Below are 24,237 nucleotides of genomic sequence, written 5' to 3'. Positions count from 1 at the left end.
CCGGTCAATGTGACAAGGACAGGATGCCATGAACCAAATCCGCCGCCGTCCCCGCGCCATCGCGATCGCCCGCACCGATGAAAGCCGTCAGCAGAAGGCCGTGCTCACGCGCCTCGCCTTGATTGCATTCTTTGCCGTTGCTGCCCTCGCAGCCCTCCCGGCTCTTTGGTTCTGAGTTCAGGGGATCGGCCCTGAGCGGCCGTCTCTCGGGCGCATTTGACGCGTCCGCGCACGCCTACGGATTTTCTGTCGCGGGCGGAACGCGCTTATACAAATTTTAATCGTTCAAAACAGATAGTGTGACGATGTGAGTTTCGTCAGGTTCACGTTGCCGAGGAGTGGCGCCGTGGATCCGCAATGATTGCTGACGGACTGGCGGTGTGCGCCGCATGATTTTTCGAAAAACATCAGCCTGTTTGCGCATCGGGTGGCTCTCGATCGTTCGCACATTCACGCCTTGTCGTTGAGTGCGAAGACGTAGTGAGCCGTCGGGGGAGGCGAATGCGAGCTGCGAGCCAAGGTGTTTTCCATGTTCATCGATAGAATTCTTGCCCGCTTCAAGATCCAGACGAAGGTGCTGTTTTTCATCCTGCCCTTCGTCGTCAGCATCTGTGCCGTCGGTATCACCGGCCTTTATGCATCCGGCCTGCTTCAGGGACGCATGGAGATTTCCAACAGCGTGTTGCAGACCTTGAGCGGCTTCAAGGATGTCTATGCGGGCATGAACGCCTTCCTGCATTCGACCACCGAAGAAACACGTGATGCCGTGCAATCGACGATCTCGGCGCAGAAGGACGTGCTCGCCGATACCGCTGCACAGGTTGCCGGCCAGAACGGCCAGGACGAATTGAAGGCGGCGATCGCGGCGACCAGCGACATCGAAGCGCGCATCGGCGGCCTTTGGACGCTGCATGTCGGCGAGCAGGACCTGCGCACGGCAATGAGCTCGAACTTGGACGCCTTGCTGATCGAGCGCGCCAAGATCAATGAAGAGTCGAACCGCCTGCAATACGCCGTTCGCAAGAGCGAGAACGCCGCCAAGACCATGCTGCGCGAAGCCGAAAAGCTGATGCGCGCAAGCCGCTTCTTCAACGAGTTCGGCACCGAAGTGAGCAAGGCGATCACCGTCGAGGAGAAGCTGAAGGCGGTCAAGGAACGCTTCCCGATGATCGGCCGCACCGAGCGTGACATCTTCCGCCTGCTGCCGAAGGACGAAAAGTCGCTCACCGAGACCATCACCTCGGCTTCGAGCGAGATCGGCTCGATCCTGAAGGCGCCCGCCGGACCGGAAACGCTTGCCGGCATTTCCAAATATGTCGACCGCTTCCGCACTGCGAGCTTCCGCCTGGAAGCGGCATCCGTCGGCAAGATGCGCGACGCCACGCGGATTTTCGCCGAACTCGACGAACAGATCGTCACGACGGAATCGGTTCTGACCGCTACCCGCAGGCTGTCGTCGTCGATCACCGATATCCAGATTTCCGCCGCCACCTTCATGGGGCAGACGAACGAGGGCAATCGCCAGAAGCTGCTCGACAAGTCGCTCGCCGTTCAGCAGAACATGGCGACGCTTCGCGGTGTCGCAAGCGACGGCGCATCCTTCGACAAGATCGCCGACACGCTGATGCCGATCCTGACCGCGATGAAGAAAGATGCCGCAGCGCTCGTCGAAATCACGGTCAAGCGCACCGCAGACTTCGACGCCGCCGGACAATCGATCAACCAGATCTGGACCGATCTCACCGAATTTGCCGAACAGCAGAAGGTTGCCGCCGGGACCGAGCGCAACGAGGCGAACCAGATCTCGGTTGCCGCCACCGTTGCCGGCGTCGTCATCGCGCTTCTGGCCGGCATCGCGCTGACGCTGACGCTGAAGAAGCCGATCGGTCAGATCACCGCGGCGATGCGTCGTCTCGCCGATGGCCGCCTCGACACGACGATCGATGGCGACGGTCGTCGCGACGAAATCGGCGACATGGCCCGTGCGCTCGGCGTGTTCAAGGAGAACGCGCTCTCCAAGGTCCGCATCGAAGCGGAAAGCGAGGAGCAGCGCAGCCGCGCCGAAATCGAGCGTAGCCGCAACGACCAGGAAAAGCGCGAGCTCGATCGCCAGATCGATCTCGCTGTCAGCGAGCTTGCCGCTGGCCTCGGCCGCCTGGCCCAGGGCGACCTGTCGCGCCAGATCGACGTGCCGTTCCATGGTCGCCTCGAACAGCTTCGCCAGGACTTCAACGGTTCGCTGATCCGCCTGCAGGACACGCTCGCCCAGATCCGCGCCAATGCGCAGGCGATCCAGGAGAGCGGCTCCAGCATGCACCATGCGGCAGATTCGCTGTCGAAGCGCACGGAGGCCCAGGCCGCCTCCCTCGAAGAGACGGCGGCCGCCGTCGACCAGATCACCGTCACCGTCCGTTCCTCGGCCGAGCGTGCCGGCGAAGCCAACCATGCGGTGATCCAGACGAAACGCAGCGCCGATAGCTCGGCGACCGTCGTCACCAACGCGATCGCCGCCATGGGACGCATCGAGGAGGCCTCGCGCCAGATCGAGCAAATCATCGAAGTGATCGACGACATCGCCTTCCAGACCAACCTCCTGGCGCTGAACGCCGGCATCGAGGCGGCACGGGCGGGTGAAGCCGGAAAGGGCTTTGCCGTCGTCGCCCAGGAAGTGCGTGAACTGGCCCAGCGCTCGGCAGAAGCTGCGCGCGAGATCAAGGGCTTGATCAACAAGTCGACCAACGAGGTCAATGCCGGCTCGCACCTGGTCAAGGAAACCGGCGAAGTGCTGGCCTCGATCAGCGCCCAGATCGTCACGGTCAGCCAGCACGTCGAGATGATCGCGACTGCCAGCCGCGACCAGGCCGTGGCGCTCAACGAGGTCAACGGCTCAGTCAACCAGATGGACCAGATGACGCAGCAGAACGCCTCGATGGTGGAAGAGGCGACGGCGACGAGCCGCGCGCTCTCAAACCAGGCCGACACGCTGATGATGCTGGTCGAGCAGTTCCGGCTGGAGCCGGCGGCGGAAGACTACGACAACTACCGGGCGGCCTGAGGCGTGCGGTAGACGGTTTCGCTGGCGGCAGGCAACGCCGCCAGCCGAAAGCACGGCAACCGGTGCCGTGCGATATAACAAGGGCAGGGGCTAACATTGCACCGCGTGGCCGCAGGGCTTCGCGGTGCTTTTTTTATCGGCGTAGAGGCTGCTCTTGCGTCGCTTGGTAACCGCGGCCGCGAGTGTTGTGAAGGTCCGACGTAGAAGGCCGGGCGGTTTCGGATCGAAATCCTCGTCCCAGCGGCGCGTTTTCAGGGCCATGTCGGCGATGTAGACCATTGCCATCATTTCCATCGTGATGCTCCTTAGTTGATGGGCATCACTTCTTTTATGCAGCAAAACTAGTTTTACATACATCGGATATCGCTCTATGTTTTTCACCGATGAAAGACATGGATTGGGATATCTATCGCTGTTTCATGAGCGTGGCGCGCGCTGGTGGGCTCACCGGAGCGGCGCAGGCGCTCGGCTCCAGCCCGGCGACCGTTGGCCGGCGGATGCTGGAACTCGAGGAGCGCACGGGCCGCGCGCTGTTTCTGCGCAGCCAGACCGGCTACCAGCTTACCGGCGATGGTGAACTGCTGTTCGAGCAGCTTCAGGAAATGGAATCGGCGGCGCGCCGGGTCGAGAGCTGGCGGCAGGAAGGCGAGGGCGTAACGGTCCGCATCACCGTCGGTACCTGGATCGCCTGGCTGCTGGCGGAGAACTTTCCGGCGCTCTGCACCGAAAGGGACGGCTTCAGTCTGGCGATCACGGTCGGCGAAACACGCGCCAGCCTCGCCTATCGCGAAACCGATATCGGCATCCGCGCCTTCGAGCCCGAGGAGGCCTATCTGGCGGCAAGTCCGGTCGGCGATGTCGCCTATGCCGCCTATCGTCAAAAGAACGCGCCGTCGGGCGCGAGCGCGCGATGGGTGGCCGTCGGCGAGGAGGAGGCGATCTCCGCCTATCTGCGCTGGCCGCACGAGCAGGTGAAAGGGGGCTGGGAGGGGCGGATCGTCGCCACGGTCACGCGGCCGCGCTCGCTGCTCGATCTCGCCCGCGCCGGCGCCGGATGTGCGGTGCTTCCCTGTTTCGTCGGCGATCTCGATCCGATGCTGGAGCGCGCCGGCGAGGAGATCCCGGCGCTCCGGCACCGGCAATGGATCGTCATGAACAATGAGGATCGGCACCGCAAGGAAATACGAACGGTTGTCGACCGCATGACCAGGCTGTTGCGCAGTCACGTGGACATCTTTGCCGGAAAGCGACCGCGCCGCAGCTGAGGCGGAGCAAGGACTGAACCCCTGCTGCTGGGAACGCTACCGCCGTGGTCTTTTTTGTATATGGGTCAGCGCATCAGCAGCTTGACGAGTGCCGCCTGCGAGTTGACCCGGGTCTTGGCGTAGATGCTTTTGAGCTGCGTCCGGATCGTCTCATAGCTGACGCCGTTGGCCTGCGACATTTCCTTCAGCGTCAGGCCGGCGGCGATACCGCAGGCGATGCGGATTTCGGCGGGGGTCAGACCATAATTGTCCTTCAGATGGTCGTGCCTGAGATCGCCGAGCAGCGACGTCGCAGGCTCGACCAGAACCGCCACAGTCGGTCCGTCGAGAAGTTCGGTAAAGATGCTGGCGCTTCGCCGCACCAAGGTAATGCGGAAGGCGCCGTGCTCCGCGGTCCTGACGACACGCAGTTGCGGCTGTGCCGGTGCGCCGACCGGCGAGGCCAGAAGCTCGAGCGCCGCATTGGTTTCCGGTTCGTCCATGAACAGGCGGCCGTTGACCGCGACCCGGAACGGTGAGCCGTTCGCCGCCATTCGCTCGGCGTTGTGGTTCATCGAGCGGATGCGCAGATTGCCGCCCACATAAATCACGCCGACGCCGATCGTATCGAGCAGGGTCCGGCCCTCATGCTGCTCGGCCATCATCAGGTCGCGCCGCCGCAGGAAGTCGAAGGCGCGCTTCAGGTGGGGCGCAAGAAGCGTGTACTGGTCCGCCGCCTGCTGGTTGAGTTGCTCGTCGGTCGACGAGGTGCAGGTCGATAGGAGCAGGGTCCGCGTCGGGCTGCGCACGATGGTCACGCCGACGGTGGTCTCGCTGCCGGTCTGGCGCTTCAGCCAGTCATTGTAGAATTCCGATTTCATCAGCTCCGAGCGCGAGACGATATGCTCGCCGGAGAGACCGCGGCCCACCGGCACGAGAACCGATTTCGGTATCCAGGGATTGATCGCCGCGAAGTGATCGTTGAACTGGTCGATGGCATCAGAGGTAAAGCCGGAGACATAGGGCACGCACGACGCTGGCGCTGTGAGGTCATGATAGTGGAGCGCAGAGCATCCATCGGGCATGGTCGTCGTCAGCCGGTCGAGAAAATCCTGCCAGCCGCAATCGCCAAAGGCGGCGCCGTAGATCAGCTCCGTCAGTTCGGCGGTATCTGCAGGTTTCGTCGAACGATACATGCGTGCCTTTGTCTAAGACAGGTATGCCTAATATAGTCAGGCATCACGGGTTCGATCAACCTGAAATAGCGGAGACAAGCATTCGTTGCGTGCGCTGCCATCCTGACAACGCAGAATAGCCGGCAAAGAGCCGGCTATTCCAATTTCTCCCACTTTCAACCGGTTTCGGTGAAATCAACTTTTGGTTGCCTTGATGCTCACGGCCACAGCTGCGTGGCGGAGCGCTAGCGGCGACAACAGCATCGCCGCGAACAGCGTTGTGGCGAGCATCATGGCCGGCCCTGGGTGACGATAACCGGGATCAGCAGGTCGCCCCAGTTGCCCTCGCCACCGTGGTGGCGGGCGGAGCGCACGAGCTCGACCGAAACGCCGGCATCGACGGCCTTCATGACGGACTGGTTGAGGCGGTGCAGGTCGTTGGCGACCATGCGGATTGCCGCCTGCTGGTCCGGGGTCATCGCCGAAGACTGTTCCTCGGCCCGTTCCTTGACGCGTGTCTGGACTGTCATTGGACTTCTCCTTGAGGTTCGAGGCTGGAGGTGCTTGCGGTTTTCCGCCCGCATCCATTTCACTTACGAGGGGCCGGCAGGAGCGCAGCGGGCAGGGATTGCCACGCTCCCGCCGGGCTTCACTCTGCGGCCGGGCGGAACTGATCGTGCTCGGTCGATTCCTTCATCGCTGTTGTCGAGGACTGGCCGCCGGTGATCGCCATCGAGACGGCGTCGAAGTAGCCGGTGCCGACTTCACGTTGATGCTTGGTCGCGGTGTAGCCGTTGACCTCGGCGGCGAATTCCGCCTCCTGCAGCTCCGAATAGGCGGCCATCTGCCGTGCCTTGTAGCCGCGCGCCAGTTCGAACATGCCGAAGTTCAGCTGGTGGAAGCCGGCAAGCGTGATGAACTGGAACTTGTAGCCCATCGCGCCCAGCTCTCGCTGGAACTTGGCGATCGTCGCGTCGTCGAGGTTCTTTTTCCAGTTGAACGACGGCGAGCAATTGTAGGCGAGCAGCTTGCCCGGATGCGCCTTTTGGACGCCCTCTGCGAACTTGCGGGCCTGTTCCAGGTCCGGCTTGGAGGTCTCGCACCAGATCAGGTCGCAATGCGGCGCATAGGCGATGGCGCGGGCAATGCAGGGCTCAAGCCCGTTCTTCACCTGGTAGAAGCCTTCGACCGTGCGGCCGGCATCGTAGTCGACGAAGGGGCGATCGCGCTCGTCGATGTCGGAGGTGAGCAACTTTGCCGCTTCCGCATCGGTGCGGGCGATGACCAGCGTCGGCGTGCCCATGACGTCGGCGGCAAGCCGTGCCGCGTTCAGGTTGCGGATATGGGCTGCCGTCGGGATCAGCACCTTGCCGCCGAGATGGCCGCACTTCTTCTCCGAAGCAAGCTGGTCCTCGTAGTGGACGCCGGCAGCGCCCGCCTCGATGAAGGCCTTCATGATCTCGAAGGCGTTGAGCGGACCGCCGAAACCGGCTTCGGCGTCAGCGACGATCGGTGCGAACCAGGTGTCGACCGAAAGGCCCTTGCCTTCTGAGGTCTCGATCTGGTCGGCGCGCTGCAGCGTGCGATTGATGCGCTTGGCAAGCTCAGGCGCGGCATTGGCCGGATAGAGCGACTGGTCCGGATACATGGCCGAAGCGGTGTTGGCATCGGCTGCGACCTGCCAGCCGGAGAGGTAGATCGCCTTCAGGCCGGCGCGCACCATCTGCATTGCCTGGTTGCCCGAAAGTGCGCCGAGTGCGTTGACGAAGTCGTCTTCGTGAATGAGTTTCCACAAGCGGTTCGCGCCCATTTCGGCCAGCGAATAGCGGATCTCGACCGACCCGCGCAGCCGCTTCACGGTCTCTGCGGTATAGGGGCGATCGACGCCATCGAAGCGGCCTTGCGGTGCGCTGGGAACGAGCTTGTAAAAATCAGTCATTACTTCCTCCTGTCAAAATCAAAGACCCATTCGACTTTTGTCGTATGGCGACTTGTGTTTCGAGTTCATGTGACAGTTTTTACATTGCGCTGCAGTATTCGGCTATTGGAAACGGTGGTTTGCAGAGATCAAAAGGGTTATCTTGTCTTGCCTTTGACAGGGCGGCGAAGTAAATTTGTAAAAAATGTAAAGCGTCCTGCGTTGAGCGGATTGTAAAGGTAGTTACAAATGGCCGAGAACAAGATCTTTGCCGGCCCGCGGGTCAGGCGCATTCGTAACGGCCTGTCGCTGACGCAGACGGCCATGGCCGAGGCCCTCGGTATCTCGCCGTCCTATCTCAATCTGATCGAGCGCAACCAGCGGCCGCTGACGGTGCAGCTGCTTTTGAAGCTTGCCTCGGTCTACAAGGTCGACCTCGACGAGTTGCAGGGCGAAACCGGCGGCAGCCTCACGCAATTGCGCGAGGTTTTCGCCGATCCACTGCTGTCGGCCGAGCTGCCGGGAGAGCAGGAGCTGATCGAGGTGGCAGAAGCGGCCCCCAATGCTGCCGGCGGCGTCGTCAAGCTCTACCGCGCCTATCGCGAGCAGGCAGCGCGTCTCAGGGACTTGGCTGACCTCCTGGCGGGGCAGGGGCACATGGAGGCGCTTTCGGGCACACGGTTGCCGATGGACGAGGTACGCGAGACCTTCGAGGGGCGGCCGAATTATTTTGCCGGCATCGAGGCGGCGGCGGAAGCCTTCCACGAGGCGCTCTCGCCGGGTGATGATCTCATCGGCGCGCTCAAGGCCTGGCTGAAGAAGGAGCATGGCCTCGTCGTGCGCAGCCTGCCGGTCCATGCCATGCCGAACCTGCGCCGTCGCTTCGACAGGCACTCCATGCGCCTCTTCGTTTCCGAGCGGCTGTCGCCCTACGACCAGTTGCGCGAGATCGCGATGGAGGCCGTGTCGATTGCCTGCCACGAGGCGATCACGGCCGAGCTTGGGTCGTTACGGCTTTCGACCGCGGAGGCACGCCGTATTGCTCGCTTCGAGCTGGCGCGCTATGGCGCGCATGCGCTGATGATGCCCTATGCTGCGTTCCTCGCCGCCGCACAACGGGCGAAGTACGACCTCGATGTCCTGCGCGCCCGTTTCCAGGTCTCCTTCGAACAGGCGGCCAACCGGCTGACCATGCTGCAACGGCCGGGCGCCCAAGGGCTGCCATTCTTCCTGATGGAGATCGACAATGCCGGCCACCGATTGCGGAGGGCGGGCGCATCGGGCTTCCCTCAGGCAAAGTTCGGCGGTGGCTGTCCCAAGCTCAATATCCATGCCGCCTTCTCAGTGCCGGGCCAGCTACTGGTCGATCGTGTCGAGATGCCCGACGGCGCTGCATTCTTGACCATCGCACGCACGCTGGAGGGTCCGCAGGCGGCGTTCCACGAGCGCGTCCGGCGCACAGCCCTGCTTCTAGGCTGCGAAGCTTCGTTTGCCGACGAGACCGTCTACGGTTCGGTGCTGCTGCCGGCGGTCGAAATCGGTGCCGGCTGTCGGCTCTGCGAGCGCCAGGGCTGCCTGGCGCGTGCCGAGCCGCCCGTTACCCGGCCGCTCGGACTTGATGAGATGGCGACCGGGCTCAGCGTTTTCGATTTTCAGTAGCTGACGGGGTGCTGGTTGGGCAGAAGCGGCGCATTCGCGGCAAAGCATTCCGCCGGTAGCCCGGTAGTATAGCCGCGGGTGATATGGGCCGTGTCAGCATAGGCCTTGTTGCGCATCAGGATCGCGTGCAGTTCCGGTAGATTGTAGAACGGCACACCGGGATACAGATGGTGCTCCAGGTGGTAGTTGATGTTGTGGGGCGCGAAGAACAGCTTCTCCCAGGCGTGCGGATAGACGGTGCGTGAGCTCGTCAGTTCGTCGCTATAGTCCATGCTGCCGAAATGCTCGGCGACGCTGCGTATATAAAGGAACAGGCAGAAGAAGGTGAGGAACGGCACCACCCAGTAGAGCGCCACTTCCCGCCAGATGCCGAAGAGCGTGAAGATCGCGGCGGCGGCGGCGTAGAAGCCGACGCGCAGCAGCTTGTACTGCAGCGTTGAACGGTCGTTCTTGCCCATGCGTTTGGCCATATGCAGCATGTCGCGCAGCGAATTGACCGCGACGAGGTAACCGAGCAATTGCGTGACGCCGCGCGCAACCTTTTGCGGAAAGGTGAATTGCGGCATGCCGAGCTTCGCTGTCCAGTCCGGATCCTCGTCGCTATTGGCGTGCTGATGGTGGGCGAGATGGTTCTGGCGGTAGCCATCGACCGTGGCCAGCACCGGCCAGGCGAGCAGCAGGTCGCTCATCCAGTCGCTGAGTTTCCGGTTGCGGATGATGCGATAGTGCGCCGCCTCGTGGATCATGCAGCCGAGCGCATGCATGCGTCCGGCGATCAGCACCACGGCAATCAGGTAGACGAAGACATTGCCGAAATACTCGCTGACGGCGATGGCTGCTGCGATCATCGTCCAGTCGAATGCGATTGCCGCAAGGGCCTTTTGCGGCTCGAGCACCGACAGGCGCTTCAACTGCTTCGGATCGATCCTGCGGCTTTTCCCGCCGACGATCTGCTCACCCATGACGACACCTGAGATCCTGAACCGCAACTGTCGGGAAAATCGCATGGCGATCATGGTTAATCAATCGTAAATGGCGGTCCGTACAGAGGCGGCAAAGCTATGGTTAACGGTGCCGCCGCGGCCGGGTCGAAGGCGACAGGCTGGAAGCAAGGCGCCATAAGTGCCCGTTTTTCTTCGACTTGTGAAACTGATGAGCCCACAGGGCGGCGCTTCTTATCGGCACGAAAGCGCTTGAGGTTATCGAGAAAGATGCCTAACCTCCGGCCTGAACGAAGCGGATTGGACGGTGTCCCGGCGTGCCGGGCCCGATACGAAAAAACCAAGAGGGGAGTTGTATGTCCAAGCTCATCGTCACAACCCTGGCGGCAGCCGTTCTGGCCGGCTCGACCATGCTGGCCTCGGCGCAGGAGCGCGTGGTCAACGTCTACAACTGGTCGGACTATATCGACAGCAGCATTCTGGAAGATTTCACCAAGGAGACCGGTATCAAGGTCGTCTACGACGTCTTCGATTCCAACGAGATCCTGGAGACGAAGCTGCTTGCAGGTGGCTCCGGCTACGACGTGGTGGTGCCGACGGCAACCTTCCTGCAGCGGCAGATCGCCGCGGGCGTGTTCCAGAAGCTCGACAAGTCGAAGCTGCCGAACCTTTCCAATATGTGGGACGTGATCATGGAGCGTACGGCCAAGTACGATCCGGGCAACGACTATGCCATCGACTACATGTGGGGCACCACCGGCATCGGCTACAATGTCGACAAGATGAAGGCGATCCTTGGCACGGACGAGAAGCCCAACTGGGACGTCATCTTCAAGCCGGAACTGGCGGCGAAGTTCAAGGATTGCGGCATCCACATCCTCGATTCCCCGACCGACGTGATGCCTTCGGCGCTCGCCTATCTCGGCCTCAACCCGGATAGCCACGAGGCGGCCGATCTCGAAAAGGCGGCTGAGCTGCTGGCGAGCATCCGCCCCAATGTGCGCAAGTTCCATTCCTCGGAATACATCAACGCGCTCGCCAACGGCGACATCTGCCTTGCAATCGGCTTTTCCGGCGACGTCTTCCAGGCCCGCGACCGTGCGGCCGAAGCCAAGGCTGGTGTGACCGTCGACTACGCGATCCCGTCCCAGGGCGCGCAGATGTGGTTCGATATGCTTGCGATCCCGGCTGATGCACCGCACGTCGAGGAGGCGCACGCCTTCCTCAATTACATGATGAAGCCCGAGGTCGTCGCCAAGGCATCTAACTATGTCTTCTACGCCAACGGCAACAAGGCCTCGCAGCAGTTCCTCGACAAGGCCGTCATGGAAGATACCGCCATCTACCCGACGGAAGAGGTGATGCAGAAACTGTTCACGGTGACGCCCTTCGAGGCGAAAGAGCAGAGGGTATTGACCCGACTCTGGACAAAGGTCGTAACCGGCCAGTAAGAGCGGAAAACGAATTGCCCGGACCTCAAAATCCGGGCAATTTTCTTAAGGGGGCACCGGGGAAAACGAGAGTGCCCATCGGCTGTATCATTCGGGGATAGATGATGAAGTCTCTCGGCAGTATCCGGCGGTCCTTTGCCCCTTGGGCGGATCCCGCTTCCAAGCCATTCATTTCCTTCAAGAACGTGACCAAGCGGTTCGGCGATTTCACCGCCGTCGACGACCTTTCGCTGGATATTTATACGCGCGAGTTCTTTGCGCTGCTCGGTGCGTCCGGCTGCGGAAAGTCGACGCTTCTGCGCATGCTCGCCGGCTTCGAACAGCCGACGTCGGGCGAGATCATTCTCGACGGACAGAGCCTGGCCGGCATTCCGCCCTACAGGCGTCCGGTCAACATGATGTTCCAGTCCTACGCGCTCTTCCCGCATATGAACGTGGAGAAGAACATCGCCTTCGGCCTGAAGCAGGATGGCATGCCGAAGGCGGATATTGCCGAGCGCGTCGCCCAGATGTTGAAGCTGGTGAAGCTCGAAAAGTTCTCCCAGCGCAAGCCGCACCAGCTTTCGGGCGGTCAGCGCCAGCGTGTCGCGCTTGCCCGCTCACTTGCCAAGCGGCCGAAGGTGCTGCTCCTCGACGAACCGCTCGGCGCGCTCGACAAGAAGCTGCGCGAGGAGACCCAGTTCGAACTGATGGATCTGCAGCAGGAACTCGGTCTCACCTTCGTCGTCGTCACCCACGACCAGGAAGAGGCAATGACCATGGCCGACCGCATCGCGGTGATGAGCCACGGCAAGGTCATTCAGGTGGCGACGCCTGCCGAAATCTACGAGGCGCCGAACTCCCGTTTCGTCGCGGACTTCATCGGCGACGTCAACATTTTCGAGGGCGCTGTTTCCGGCGCCGAGGGCGGCTATGTGCGCCTTGAGGGCACCAACGGTTTCCCGATCCGCATGGCATCGCCCGAGACGCCGGCTGCCGGCGGCAAGTCCGCCGTTGCCGTCCGCCCGGAAAAGATCCGCGTCAGCCGCCAGCCGCCGGCGCACGCGCCCGTCAACACCGTTCAGGGCGAAATCTGGGACATCGGTTATCTCGGTGACATGACCGTCTTCCACGTGCGCCTGAAGGACGGACGCGTGATCAAGGCCTCGTCGCTCAACGCGGTGCGCGCGGTCGAGGATCCGCTCGGCTACGACCAGGAGGTCTGGGTTTCCTTCGGCGAAGACGCCGGCGTCGTTCTGAAGGATTGAGGCCATGACCCGTGTCGCATCCGCCCTCTTCAGCCGCCTCGTCATCATCATCCCCTATGCCTGGCTGCTGTTCTTCTTCCTGATCCCCTTCTTCATCGTCTTCCGCATCTCGTTGTCGCAGACTGCGGTGGCCATGCCGCCCTATACGCCGGTCTTCGATCTGTTCGGCGGCCTGTCCGGCATCCTTGAAAAGGCGCGGGAATTCTCCTTCGACAACTACGTCTGGCTGACGGAAGACGTCCTCTACTTCAACGCCTATGTGTCGAGCGTCATCATCGCAGGCGTCTCGACCGTGCTGACGCTGCTGATCGCCTATCCGGTTGCCTACGGTATGGCGAAAGCGCCGAAGACCATTCGCCCGACGTTGCTGATGCTGGTGATCCTGCCCTTCTGGACGAGCTTCCTGATCCGCGTCTACGCCTGGATCGCGATCCTCAAACCCGAGGGGCTGCTCAACCAGTTCCTGATGAGCATCAACGTCATCGACCAGCCGCTGATCATCCTCAACACCAATTGGGCGATCTATATCGGCATCGTCTATTCCTATCTGCCCTTCATGGTGCTGCCGATCTATTCGTCGCTTGAGAAGATGGATCACACCCTGACGGAGGCCGCGCTCGACCTCGGCTGCACGCCGTTTACCGCCTTCTGGCGCGTGACGTTCCCGCTGTCGCTGGCGGGCGTCGTCGCCGGCTGCCTGCTGGTCTTCATCCCAGCCGTCGGCGAATTCGTTATCCCCGACCTGCTTGGCGGTTCGGAAACGCTGATGATCGGCAAGACGCTCTGGAACGAGTTCAACGCCAACCGCGACTGGCCGGTCTCTTCGGCCGTGGCGACGATCCTGCTTCTGATCCTGGTGTTGCCGATCGTCTACTTCCAGAACGCCCAGGCCAAAGCCGACAGCGAGGGGAGGTAGGACATGGGCAACTGGTCACGCTTCAACATCGCCTCGATCGTGCTCGGTTTCGGCTTTCTCTACCTGCCGATCGTGCTTCTGGTGATCTTCTCCTTCAACGAATCGAAGCTCGTCACCGTCTGGGCGGGCTTTTCGACCAAATGGTACACGCAGCTCTGGCATAACCAGGCGCTGCTCGATGCCGCCTGGGTGACGATCCGCGTCGCGCTGATCTCGGCGACCTTCGCCACCGTGCTCGGTACGCTCGCGGCTTTGGCGCTCGTCCGCTACACGCGCTTCCGTGGCCGCATGCTGTTTTCCGGCATGGTCTATGCACCGCTCGTCATGCCCGAGGTGATCACCGGCCTGTCGCTGCTGTTGTTGTTCGTTGCCATCGGTCTCGACCGCGGCTTCTGGACGATCACGCTGGCGCACATCACCTTCACCATGTGCTTCGTTGCCGTGGTGGTGCAGTCGCGCTTGCTCAGCTTCGACCGGTCGATCGAAGAGGCAGCCCTCGATCTCGGCGCCACGCCGGTCACGACCTTCTTCTCGATCACCCTTCCGGTCATCGCGCCCGCGGTGTTTTCCGGCTGGGTCCTCGCCTTCACGCTGTCGCTGGACGATCTGGTGATCTCGAGTTTCACCACGGGACCGGGCGCCACCACGCTGCCGATGAAGATCTACAGCCAGGTGCGGCTGGGCGTGACGCCGGAAATCAACGCGATCTGCACCATCCTCATCGGTGTCGTCGCCATCGGGGTGGTCGTTGCCTCGATCGTCACCAAGCAGCGCGAGGCGCAGCGCGAACGGGACGAGCGGGCGGCCTTCGCCCAGTCCTGAACGGTGCGAATTCGAGACTAGCGTGACGCGGCTTGTCCGCCACGAACCGACGGCTGGTGTCCCTGACGCCGGCCGTTTTCAGTTGGGTTCGCCAAGAACCGACAGGGGTGATATCACTGCATTCGGCCAGGAACCGCCGACGAAGAAACGCAGCCTTTGCCCGGCATTCAATGTGTCGGTGTAGGTGCCTGCGAGCGCCAGGCTGCCGCTGCGGTAGGGAATGACGCCGTTGACCGAGAGATTGCCGGTCTGGCCGGCAAAGAGCGCTCGGTTCAGCCGCGCCGACCCTTCCCCGAAGCTGGCTTCGATATCCGCCGTCTGGAAGGCGAAGTTGCCGTCGCTCGCCTGCGCCAGCGAAAAGAATTCGCCGGCCCGGACAAGGTTCGCAAAGGCATTTGCGTCGAAGCCGGTGAGGTTGCCGTTGGCGAGCGAAAGCCTGATGCGGCCGGAAGCCTCGGCCACCTGCGCGCGCCAGAACGGGTGCTCCGTCGTAAGGTCCAGATTGACATTGCCCCGGCCGGTCGGAACCGGGCCGGTGAAACCGAAGTCAGCAAGGGCGGCGGCAAGGTCGGCATTCTTCAGCACCAGTTCCAGACGGCCACCGCCGGCCAGCCCCTCTTCCGAAGCGGCGAGCCGCCCGCTGAGCCGGCCATTGGCATAGGTGCTGTCGGCGACGTCGATGGAGGCGCGCCCGTGATCGATGATGACGCCGGCGGCGAGATCTTCGAGCCGTAGCGGGCCTGCCAGCGCCTCCTGCGCCGACAGCCGCACATCGGCACGCCAGCTGCGCGCGAACGCGTCGCCGAGTTGTTGTGTGAGTTCGTCCGGCTCCAGCGGGTCGATGAATGGCTGCAGCCCATTGAGATCGATGCGGTCGAAGGCGAGCGTGCCTTCGACGCGGTGGGTATCGTCGATCGGCGTGGAGATGTCGAGGATGCCGCTCGCGTTGGCGCCGCCGAGCGTCAGCTGAAGCTCGTCGAGCTTCAGCGAGGCCTTACCGCTGGTGACGTTGGCGCTGAGGCTGAAGCCGCTGTCCGGCAATGCGCCCGCCGCCTTGCCTTTGTACCAGGCGGCAAGGGCCTGCAGCGAGGCCGTCGAAACCTGCAGCCGTCCCGCGGCAGTCGGTGTAGGGGAGAGATTGCCGTTGCCTTCGAACGAGAGACTGAGCGCCGCCGAGGATAGCGACGTCTTGAGCGCCGCATCGTGGCCGGTCAGCAGCATCAGCGGTTCGTTGCATTCGAGCGTCCAGGCCACCGTCTGTCCGCCAAGGCTTCCCGAAAGCCGGGCGCTGAGCTGCTTGGTGAACGAAGGCCAGGAGACGGTTCCGGATATGCCGGAAAATTCCCGGGTCTGGTTGGTGACGAGGTCGATGATCTGCAGGCGGCCATTTTCGACGGTGACATCGCCGAACGGCGTATCCTTCTCGGCAGCCTGTGTGTCCGGGGTACTCAGCCAGTGCGGCCGCTGCCAGTTGAGTGTGCCGTCCGTGTGCCGCTCGAGCGTGACGACGGGCTCGATCAGCCGGATATCGTCCAGCGCCGGTGTGCCGTCGATCGCTGAAAACAGGCTGAACGTCGCGGTAATGCTGCCGATATGCGCGAGCTTGCGGGACGATCCATCCGTAGTTTCGATCGTCGCCGAGCGGAGCGTCAAAGTCGGTTCCGGCCAGAAGCTGATCTCGGGATTGCCCGATATCCGGCTCTTTCCGCCGGACCAGGCGTCCAGCATATGCTCCACGGTCGGACGCACGTTCGTCGTCGAAATCACCAGAGGCAGGACGGCGTTGTAGCCGGCTGCAAGCCCGACGCCGATCGCGGCCGGCCACAGGAAATGGCGGCGCCGCAGCTGCGACAACAGGCGTACGTCGCGCATCATATGCAGAAATTTACGTCTCATGTCCGCCTGGTCGCCGTCGCTTGGGTCACGTGAGCTTGGATAGGCCTTCGGTCCTCAGAAATCAAATGCGACGGACAGGCAACAGACAGGTAAATGTCGTCCACGCGATGACGAGGCGCTTTCCGGTGCTGTTTATTTTGCGATGCAGCATGGTATAGAGGGCATGGAGCAGGAGTGGAGGAAAGCATGCACGCAGAGCAGCCGTTGTGGGTTCCAGGTCCGGAAATCCTTGCGCATAGCCCCATGGCCGAATTCATCGCCTGGAGCAGCAAACGCTTCGGCAGAACCTTTGCGGATTACGATGCCTTCCACGCCTGGTCGGTGGCCGAGCGCGGCGACTTCTGGACCGCGGTTTGGGAGCACTGCGGCGTCATCGGAGAACGCGGCGCAACAGCCCTCGTCAACGGCGACCGCATGCTCGACGCCCGCTTCTTCCCCGACGCGAAGCTGAACTTTGCCGAGAACCTTCTTCGCGAAACCGGCGACGGCGACGCGCTCGTCTTCCGCGGTGAAGACAAGGTCGAGTATCGCCTGTCGTGGGACGAGCTTCGCGCGCTCGTGTCGCGCCTGCAGCAGGCGCTGAAGGCTCAGGGTATCGGCCCCGGCGATCGCGTTGCGGCGATGATGCCGAACATGCCCGAAACCATCGCCTTGATGCTGGCGACCGCCTCGATCGGCGCGATCTGGTCGTCCTGTTCTCCCGATTTCGGCGAGCAGGGCGTCCTCGATCGTTTCGGCCAGATCACGCCGAAGCTGTTCATTGCCTGCGACGGCTATTGGTACAACGGCAAGGGCCAGGACGTCGATGTGAAGGTTCGCGCGGTCTCCAAGGCCCTTGGCGTGCCGGCGCTGATCGTTCCCTATGCCGGCGACAGCGCCGCGCTGGCGGCCTCGATCGAGGGTGGCGCAACCCTTGCCGATTTCATCGCGCCGTTTGCGGCAACAACCCTGACCTTCGAACGCTTGCCCTTCAGCCATCCGCTCTACGTGCTGTTTTCCTCGGGCACGACGGGCGTTCCCAAATGCATCGTGCATTCGGCCGGTGGCACCCTGCTGCAGCATCTGAAGGAGCATCGTTTCCACTGCGGCCTTCGCCGCGGCGAAAAGCTCTTCTATTTCACCACCTGCGGCTGGATGATGTGGAACTGGCTGGTTTCCGGATTGGCCGTCGGCGCGACCCTCTGCCTGTTCGACGGCTCGCCCTTCTATCCCGACGGCAACGTGCTCTTCGACTATGCCGCAGCCGAGACGTTCGCGGTGTTCGGCACCTCGGCGAAATACATCGACGCCGTGCGCAAGGGCGGCTTCGTACCGGCCAACACGCATGATCTTTCCACCCTTCGGCTGTTGACCTCGACCGGTTCGCCGCTGTCGCCGGAAGGCTTCTCCTTCGTCTACGAAGGCATCAAGTCTGACGTTCAGCTTGCGTCGATCTCGGGCGGGACCGACATTGTTTCCTGCTTCGTCCTCGGCAACCCGCTGAAGCCCGTCTGGCGCGGCGAGATCCAGGGGCCGGGTCTTGGCTTGGCGATCGACGTCTGGAACGACGAGGGGCAATCGGTGCGCGGTGAGAAGGGGGAACTCGTTTGCACCAAGGCATTCCCGTCGATGCCGGTGATGTTCTGGAACGATCCCGAGGGCGCCAAGTATCGCGCCGCCTATTTCGAGCGCTTTGACAATGTCTGGTGCCATGGCGACTTCGCCGAATGGACCGAACACGGCGGTATCATCATCCACGGCCGGTCGGACGCGACGCTTAATCCCGGTGGGGTGCGCATCGGCACGGCAGAGATCTACAATCAGGTCGAGCAGATGGAGGAGGTCGCAGAGGCGCTCTGCATTGGTCAGGACTGGGAAGACGACGTGCGCGTCGTTCTCTTCGTTCGTCTCGCCGCCGGCGTCGCCCTGACCGACGACCTGACGAAGGCGATCAAGAACCGCATCCGCGTCGGCGCCTCGCCGCGCCACGTGCCGGCAAAGGTGATCGCGGTCGCCGATATCCCGCGCACGAAGTCCGGCAAGATCGTCGAACTCGCGGTCCGCGATGTCGTGCACGGCCGTCCGGTGAAGAACAAGGAGGCGCTCGCCAACCCCGAGGCGCTTGATCTTTACGCCGGACTGGATGCCCTTAAAAATTGAGGGCGCGTTAACGGATTCGCGTGATTGGAATTAACCAAGGCTTCAGACTTGCTGAAAAATCCCTAAAATTGCGGATCCGGCGGGTAAGGTCTTGTTAAGGATTGGGGGCGCATGGTCATGCCAACTTGAGGCCGATCGATGTTGGATCGGCGTTCGGCAGAGATGCCGTCGCGGACATGACGTCGTTACTTCTCGAGCGATTGTTGGTTTAGCATTCAACTATCGAGGTGGCCTCCCAGCCACCTTTTTTTTATGCGTTTCTCGTCCGCCAGGCCTTGCTGAACGGGGCTCAGGAGCGGCGTTCGAGCGATCGCGACACGAGGATGACCGGGATCATGCCGGCGACGACGATGATCATCGCGGCGACCGAAGCGTCTTCGACCTTGGCCCGAGACGCGTCTTCGTAGACGAGCGTGGCGAGCGTGTTGAAGTTGAAGGGTCTGAGCATGATCGTTGCCGAAAGCTCCTTCATTGTCTCGATGAAGACGAGGAGAGCGGCGGTCAGTACCGCCGGCCGCATCATCGGCAAAAGCACGGTGCGCAAAGTCTGGCCGCCGGTCCGGCCGAGCGCGCGCGCCGCCATGTCGAGATGCGGCGAAAGCTTCTGGAAACCCGCTTCGAGCGAGCCCTCGGCCATGGTGAGGAAGCGCACGCTGCAGGCGTAGATGATCGCAAAGCCGGTGCCGGTCATCATCAACCCGGTGGAGATACCGAACGTATTGCGCATGCCGGCATCGATAATGTTGTCGAGAGCGGCCAGCGGGAAGAGCACGCCGATCGCAAGAACAGTGCCGGGCACGCCATAGCCGAAGGAGGCGAGTCGCCCGGCGATGTCGCTCACCCGAGAATGCCCCGTGCGCGCCGCATAGGCGAGCACGAAACCGAGCAGAACGGTCACCGTTGCGGTCGCACCTGAGACGAGGATGCTATGAAAGAGCGCGTTGAGCAGCCGCGGCTCGATGAACTGGTCGATGCGCTTGAGCGCATAATTGCCGAGGATCAGCACGGGTACGGCAAAGCCTGAAACCACGGGCAGCAGGCAGGCGACCATGGCGGCCCACTTCTTCCAGCCGGACAGTATGAGCCGGGCAGCATCGTGGACGGCGGACGTCGTCTTCTGGCTGGAGAAGCGCTGGCGTCGCCGTGCGGCCCGCTCGATCATCATCAGGCCGATGACGAAGACCAGCATGATGCAGGCGATCTGCGCGGCGCCCGCGAGGCTGCCGCGGTTCAGCCAGGTGTCGAAGATCGAGAAGGTCAGCGTCTGCACGCCAAGGAATTCGACCGCGCCGATGTCGTTCAGCGTTTCCATCGCCACCAGCGTCAGGCCGATCATGATGGCCGGGCGGGCCATCGGGATCTGGATGCGGAAGAACACCTTCAGCGGCCCGGCGCCGAGCGTGCGGGCGACGTCGGCGGCCGCGCGTCCCTGCATCAGGAACATCGAACGGCAGGCGAGGTAGATATAGGGATAGAGAACCGAGCTCAGCACGAGCACGGCGCCGCCGAGCGAGCGGATATCTGGAAACCAGTAGTCACGGCTCGTCTTGAAGCCGAAGATCGCGCGGATCAGTCCCTGCACCGGCCCAGTAAAGGTGAAAAGCTCGCCGAACGCATAGGCAGCGAGATAGGCGGGGATTGCAAGCGGCAACACCAGTGCTGCCGACAGGAAGCGCCGCAGCGGAAACTCGCAGCTTGCGACAAGCCAGGCCGTGAGGATGCCGACGAAGGCGGTCACGGCACCCGTCAGCGAGATCAAGAGCAGCGTGCGCCCGGTGGCGCGCGGAATGACGTTCTGCATCAGATGCGGCCAGTCGCCGCCGCCGCCCGAGATCGCCAGCCAGGCGATCGCGATGATCGGCATCAGCACGATGACCGATGTCAATCCGGCCCATGTCGCCAGCAGGGGATGCGAAAGACCGGTTCCGGCACGCGCATGGCGGCGCTTGATGCTCTGAGATGTGGACTGCAATCGATCGATTCCGCGGCATGACGGCAAGAAATGGCCAATGGCGGCCAGCAAACTGGCCACCACAAGTCAACATTTCCTTATAGCATCCGGCCTCAGTTCGCCAAGACGCGTTGTGACGGGAAGGAAATTTCCACCAGCGTTCCCTCGTTGGGCGCCGAGGTGATCGAGAAGTGGGCGCGGTTCGCCTCCGCCATCGCCTTGGTGAGCGGCAGCCCGAGCCCGGTGCCGTCGCCACGCTTGCGCGCGCCTGTCGTCACCTGCCGGAACGGTTTCATCGCCTGGTCCAGTTCGCCGCGGGTCATGCCGACGCCGGTGTCGCGAATCCTCAGCATGACGCTACCGTTCGCCTCGTAGGAGGTCGACACCACGATCTGGCCGCCCGACGGCGTGAAACGGATGGCGTTCGCCAGAATGTTGAGCGCGATCTGCTTGATCGACCGGCCGTCGGCCACGACGTTCGGCACGGCTGCCGAAAGCGAGGTGCGGATGATGACGCGCTGGCTGTTGGCCTGCGGCTGGACGAGCGACACGGCTTCCGAGACCGCGTCGTTGATCTCGACGGCGCCGAAATCGAGTTCCATTTCGCCTGCTTCGATCTTCGAGATGTCGAGCAGATCGTTGACGATATCGAGCACGTGGCGGCCCGACCGGCCGATGTCGCCGGCATATTCGATGTAGCGCGGGTGACCGACCGGGCCGAAATGCTCGCTCGCCATCATGTCGGAAAAGCCGATGATCGCGTTGAGCGGCGTGCGGATCTCGTGGCTGACGCGGGCGAGGAACTCGGTCTTGTGGGCATTGGCCGTTTCCGCGGCGCGCTTGGCGTTCCGGAGTTCCTCTTCCGTGCGTTTCCACTGGGTGATGTCGCGGATCACGGCGCAAAAGCCATTGGAGGCCGAAAGCCGGCCGATGGTCATGAACAGCGGAATGAAGCCGCCATTCGCTTCCCGCCCGATCACCTCGCGTCCGTCGTTCAGCACACTCGCGACGCCGTGGCCGGAAAGCCCGTGCAGGTAGTCGATCACTGCCTTCTGGCTTTCGTGAGCGAAGAGCGCGGCGAAAGGTTTGCCGCGGATCTCGCCCTCGTCATAGTTGAAGAGCGCGCTTGCCGAGCGGTTCATCGAGCGGATGTCGCCGTCATGCCCGAGAATCACGACGCCATCTGTCGCGGTTTCGAGGATGGACTTGAGTTCGTCGATTTCCGTCTTCAGACGGTCGACGTCGTCATCGGAGATGGCATCGTCTGCTTTGGTCGACGGCGCGTTCGCGGCTGCCGGCGTCAGCGCCAGCATCAGCGCGCTCCGGCCGTCCCAGCGGATCGTGTGCAGCCGTGCGATGACCGGCCGCATCTGACCGTCCCTGCGGATCAGCATCATCGTGCCGTCGGGTTCCTGGTCGGTCGCCTCTTCGCCATTGGCAAAGAGTGCGTCAAGGCCGCCTTCCCGGACAAAGTCGTCGAGGTCGCCATAGGCGGTGAGCCGCAGGAATTCCGGATTGGCGTGCAGCAGCTCTTCCCCGCGATGCACGAGCATACCGATTGGCAGGCTGTCGAGGATCTCACCGCTAAGGCCGATATCTGCCGCTTGCTGCTCGAGATGCACGTTCGCCTGTTCGTCCTCGGCTGCGCCGTCGTCGGTCTCTTCTCCGGTTTCTTCCGCGCCAGCCTGTTCTTCTGCCGGGAGCGTCGAGGAAGAGATGGCTTCGTGCGCGTCTACCGGGAAGGGTGTGCTTGCATCGGCCGCTGCGTCGCTTTCCTCTGCCGGTGCGGTTTCCGCCGGCCTGCCAAAATGCTCGCCCAATTGCCGCGCGATCTCGCGGAACGCCGCCTGTTCGCCCCGCGTCAGCGCGGTCGCCGCGCGATGTTTCTCGAGCTCGACGATCTTGTCGGAGACGGGGGGCTCAGCGTTGTCGACGAGCTGTAGGGCAGGGCGCTCTCCCTGGAAGAGATCGTCAGTTGCGGCGACCTGTTCGTCCGCGGTAACTTCGGCTGCATGGTCCGGCTCTGCCTCTGCCTCCTCGCTGGAGGTGAGGGTCTGGTCTTGGGGCGCATCACGATCCTGCGCAGCTGCGTCAGGCTCGGCCTCCGTTTCGGAGGACCTCTGCCCGACGACCTGCTCGTTGTCGGCGGACCGCTCCTCGATCTCAGGGCCGACCGCTGGAATATGCGCGTGGTCTTCCGACGGCGTCGCTTCCGCGGCAGCTTCTGCCGTCATGTCCGTTGCGGCGCCGAGCGTCAGGCCGTTGGCGTGTTCGTCGTCGACGGCATCGGCAAGGCGCACGATACCGAAACCGCGAAAGCCGTCGAATTCGCGTGCGCGCGAGTAGGTGGGCAGGGCCGCCAGGTCGACCGGAACCTTGAGGCTGGTGCCCTGCACGGGCCAGAAAATCGTCTTGCCCGACCAGGTGTCGCGGCGTTGCAGCAGAGCGCCGATCTTCTGATCAGGATCGAGGCCGTAGCGTGCTGCCACGTGGTTAAAGGTGGCGCCGATCACATCGGCGGCGCGCGGGCCGACGGCGGTGGCGAATTCCTCGGAAATCTCGCTGAAGCGGCCTTCGGCGTCGATCTTCCAGACGAAGCGGACGGCACGGCCGCCGGGCACGAAGGCGAAGTCGGCCTGTTCCGTTTCAGCGGTGCCGGCATCGGTCGCCTCTACCGTCTCATCCTCGCGAGCGACCTCTTCCGTCACGGGGATTTCCGCGGCAACCGGCGTATCGTTCGCGGTCACGTCGGTCGCGACCGCAAGCGCTGGCTCGCGTTCATCTTCCGCTGGCTCCACGCCCTGCGCCGAAGTTTCCGCATCTGCAGCGGCAACCGCCTGTGGGTCCTCCGGCAGAACGACTTGGCCTGCAGCGACTTGGACGTCTGCGTCCTCAAGGTCGCCATCGTCCTGTGGCGCGGCAACCGCTTCGACAGGTTCCGCCTGTTCGAATGCGTCGGCCAGGGCAGCGTCTTCGGCTGGTGCAGCGCTTTCGACCAGCGCTTCGGCCGGTTCGACGGTATCCTTTGCCTCCGGGGCCGGTGTCTCGACGGTCGGTTCCAGCTCTTCGGCCAGCGGCAAGATCGGCAACACTTGCGCCGCCGGGGTCTCTTCGTCCGGATCGAGCGTGCCGAGAATGGTCTCGACAGCAAAGAGCAGATGCAGCGACGGTTCGTCGGCGATCTTGCCGACCGCGGCCGGCAGGTGCCCCTTCCGCGTTGCGACCGGGCGCTTGATCAGCCAGTCGTGGTCTCGGCCGACCGTATCGACGAGCTGCTTGCGTGTCTCGTCCGACATGCCGAGATCGATGAAGCCCGGCGAGTGTGCGATGATGCCGCCGTTGCCATCGAGAACGGCCATGTGGGTGTCCGGGCCGTCGAGGCCGGCGATCATGCGCGCAGCACGATCCTCAAGCGACAGCGGCGTGCCCGAATGCGGTGCAGTAAAGAGCACCGCGTCCTCGTCCGGGCGCACGCGGATCATCTCCACGCTCACATTGAGCGGTGTGCCGCGGAAACCCGAGAACTTCCGGATCGAAAGCTGGCGCCGGTCGCCGGCGCGCACGAGCTGCGCTCCCGCGGCCTTGAGCTGACGCAGCGACAGCTCGCCCTGGTCCGGTCCCGCATCGATGAAATCATAGATCGACCCGGCGCCGAAAAAGGCCGCGCCCTGGTCGTTGGCCCAGAGAATGCGCGCAAAGTCCCGCGAAAACAGGATCGCCGCGTCGCCGCGGGCAAAATGCTCCCGCACCCGCGCATGCACGGCGATATCAATGAAGGGATACTGTCTCGCGGGCATAAAGGGGGCCTATTGACGGATCGCTT

The 24,237-nt window shown here is 62.9% G+C and carries 17 protein-coding genes; 9 read left to right on the top strand and 8 right to left on the bottom strand.

The annotated features are described in order from the left end of the window. Nucleotides 1-28 precede the first annotated feature (28 nt). Both IB272_RS02280 and IB272_RS02275 read left to right on the top strand, forming a co-directional pair. A complete protein-coding gene (locus tag IB272_RS02280; protein ID WP_089044690.1) occupies nt 29-175 on the top strand; it encodes a hypothetical protein in 147 nt (48 codons plus the stop codon). 354 nt (nt 176-529) lie between these two features. Then, complete coding sequence (locus IB272_RS02275) at nt 530-3,055, top strand: methyl-accepting chemotaxis protein (RefSeq protein ID WP_034800805.1); 2,526 nt, start codon at nt 530-532, stop codon at nt 3,053-3,055. A 90-nt stretch (nt 3,056-3,145) separates the two neighbouring features. Here the strand turns inward: IB272_RS02275 and IB272_RS02270 are convergent, their stop codons facing one another. Beyond that, entirely contained in the window at nt 3,146-3,349 is a 204-nt protein-coding gene (locus IB272_RS02270; protein ID WP_060516499.1) for a hypothetical protein, read from the bottom strand. Between the two features lie 89 nt (nt 3,350-3,438). On the opposite strand from IB272_RS02270, the gene IB272_RS02265 reads away from it, so the two are divergent. Continuing rightward, nucleotides 3,439-4,320 carry a LysR family transcriptional regulator gene (locus IB272_RS02265; protein ID WP_060583999.1) on the top strand — a complete coding sequence of 294 codons (882 nt, stop codon included), beginning with the start codon at nt 3,439-3,441 and terminating at the stop codon, nt 4,318-4,320. 65 nt (nt 4,321-4,385) lie between these two features. Here IB272_RS02265 and IB272_RS02260 read toward each other — a convergent pair whose 3' ends face one another. From IB272_RS02260 to aceA, 3 genes are all read right to left on the bottom strand, one after another. Further along, the gene (locus tag IB272_RS02260; RefSeq protein ID WP_060584002.1) at nt 4,386-5,495 is read right to left on the bottom strand and encodes a helix-turn-helix transcriptional regulator; all 1,110 of its coding nucleotides are present in this window, start codon (nt 5,493-5,495) and stop codon (nt 4,386-4,388) included. Between the two features lie 269 nt (nt 5,496-5,764). Continuing rightward, complete coding sequence (locus IB272_RS02255; RefSeq protein WP_034800815.1) at nt 5,765-6,004, bottom strand: hypothetical protein; 240 nt, start codon at nt 6,002-6,004, stop codon at nt 5,765-5,767. A 119-nt stretch (nt 6,005-6,123) separates the two neighbouring features. Beyond that, nucleotides 6,124-7,413, bottom strand: coding sequence for an isocitrate lyase (aceA, locus tag IB272_RS02250; protein ID WP_060601923.1), 1,290 nt, complete (start codon nt 7,411-7,413; stop codon nt 6,124-6,126). A gap of 228 nt (nt 7,414-7,641) precedes the next feature. On the opposite strand from aceA, the gene IB272_RS02245 reads away from it, so the two are divergent. Continuing rightward, nucleotides 7,642-9,051, top strand: a complete 1,410-nt coding sequence (locus IB272_RS02245; protein ID WP_034800820.1) for an XRE family transcriptional regulator — start codon at nt 7,642-7,644, stop codon at nt 9,049-9,051. Here the strand turns inward: IB272_RS02245 and IB272_RS02240 are convergent. Then, nucleotides 9,045-10,013: a fatty acid desaturase family protein gene (locus IB272_RS02240; RefSeq protein WP_051659564.1), complete on the bottom strand. Its 969-nt coding sequence runs from the start codon at nt 10,011-10,013 to the stop codon at nt 9,045-9,047. The genes IB272_RS02245 and IB272_RS02240 overlap by 7 nt on opposite strands. 389 nt (nt 10,014-10,402) lie before the next feature. Here IB272_RS02240 and IB272_RS02235 point away from each other — a divergent pair, with 389 nt between their 5' ends. From IB272_RS02235 to IB272_RS02220, 4 genes are all read left to right on the top strand, one after another. Beyond that, nucleotides 10,403-11,443 carry a polyamine ABC transporter substrate-binding protein gene (locus IB272_RS02235; protein ID WP_306299847.1) on the top strand — a complete coding sequence of 347 codons (1,041 nt, stop codon included), beginning with the start codon at nt 10,403-10,405 and terminating at the stop codon, nt 11,441-11,443. Nucleotides 11,444-11,547: 104 nt separating this feature from the next. Then, the gene (locus IB272_RS02230) at nt 11,548-12,690 is read left to right on the top strand and encodes an ABC transporter ATP-binding protein (protein WP_034801375.1); all 1,143 of its coding nucleotides are present in this window, start codon (nt 11,548-11,550) and stop codon (nt 12,688-12,690) included. A gap of 4 nt (nt 12,691-12,694) precedes the next feature. Further along, nucleotides 12,695-13,606 carry an ABC transporter permease subunit gene (locus IB272_RS02225; RefSeq protein ID WP_034800826.1) on the top strand — a complete coding sequence of 304 codons (912 nt, stop codon included), beginning with the start codon at nt 12,695-12,697 and terminating at the stop codon, nt 13,604-13,606. A gap of 3 nt (nt 13,607-13,609) precedes the next feature. Then, nucleotides 13,610-14,428 carry an ABC transporter permease subunit gene (locus IB272_RS02220; RefSeq protein ID WP_034800828.1) on the top strand — a complete coding sequence of 273 codons (819 nt, stop codon included), beginning with the start codon at nt 13,610-13,612 and terminating at the stop codon, nt 14,426-14,428. 78 nt (nt 14,429-14,506) lie between these two features. Here IB272_RS02220 and IB272_RS02215 read toward each other — a convergent pair whose 3' ends face one another. Further along, nucleotides 14,507-16,324 (bottom strand): AsmA family protein, encoded by a 1,818-nt coding sequence (locus tag IB272_RS02215; RefSeq protein ID WP_060584005.1) that lies wholly within the window; start codon nt 16,322-16,324, stop codon nt 14,507-14,509. A 186-nt stretch (nt 16,325-16,510) separates the two neighbouring features. On the opposite strand from IB272_RS02215, the gene IB272_RS02210 reads away from it, so the two are divergent. Next, on the top strand, nt 16,511-18,463 hold the full coding sequence (locus tag IB272_RS02210) for an acetoacetate--CoA ligase (RefSeq protein ID WP_060584007.1): 1,953 nt from the start codon (nt 16,511-16,513) through the stop codon (nt 18,461-18,463). 289 nt (nt 18,464-18,752) lie between these two features. On the opposite strand, the gene IB272_RS02205 is transcribed toward IB272_RS02210, so the two are convergent. Both IB272_RS02205 and IB272_RS02200 read right to left on the bottom strand, forming a co-directional pair. Then, on the bottom strand, nt 18,753-20,435 hold the full coding sequence (locus tag IB272_RS02205) for an iron ABC transporter permease (protein WP_113135487.1): 1,683 nt from the start codon (nt 20,433-20,435) through the stop codon (nt 18,753-18,755). Between the two features lie 92 nt (nt 20,436-20,527). Further along, nucleotides 20,528-24,211 carry an ATP-binding protein gene (locus IB272_RS02200; protein WP_060584009.1) on the bottom strand — a complete coding sequence of 1,228 codons (3,684 nt, stop codon included), beginning with the start codon at nt 24,209-24,211 and terminating at the stop codon, nt 20,528-20,530. Nucleotides 24,212-24,237: the final 26 nt, after the last annotated feature.

Source organism: Ensifer sp. ENS08 (assembly GCF_014852195.1).
Taxonomy (GTDB): domain Bacteria; phylum Pseudomonadota; class Alphaproteobacteria; order Rhizobiales; family Rhizobiaceae; genus Ensifer; species Ensifer adhaerens.
Note: the sequence above shows the minus strand (reverse complement) of the source record. Positions and strands in the feature narration are given on the sequence as shown.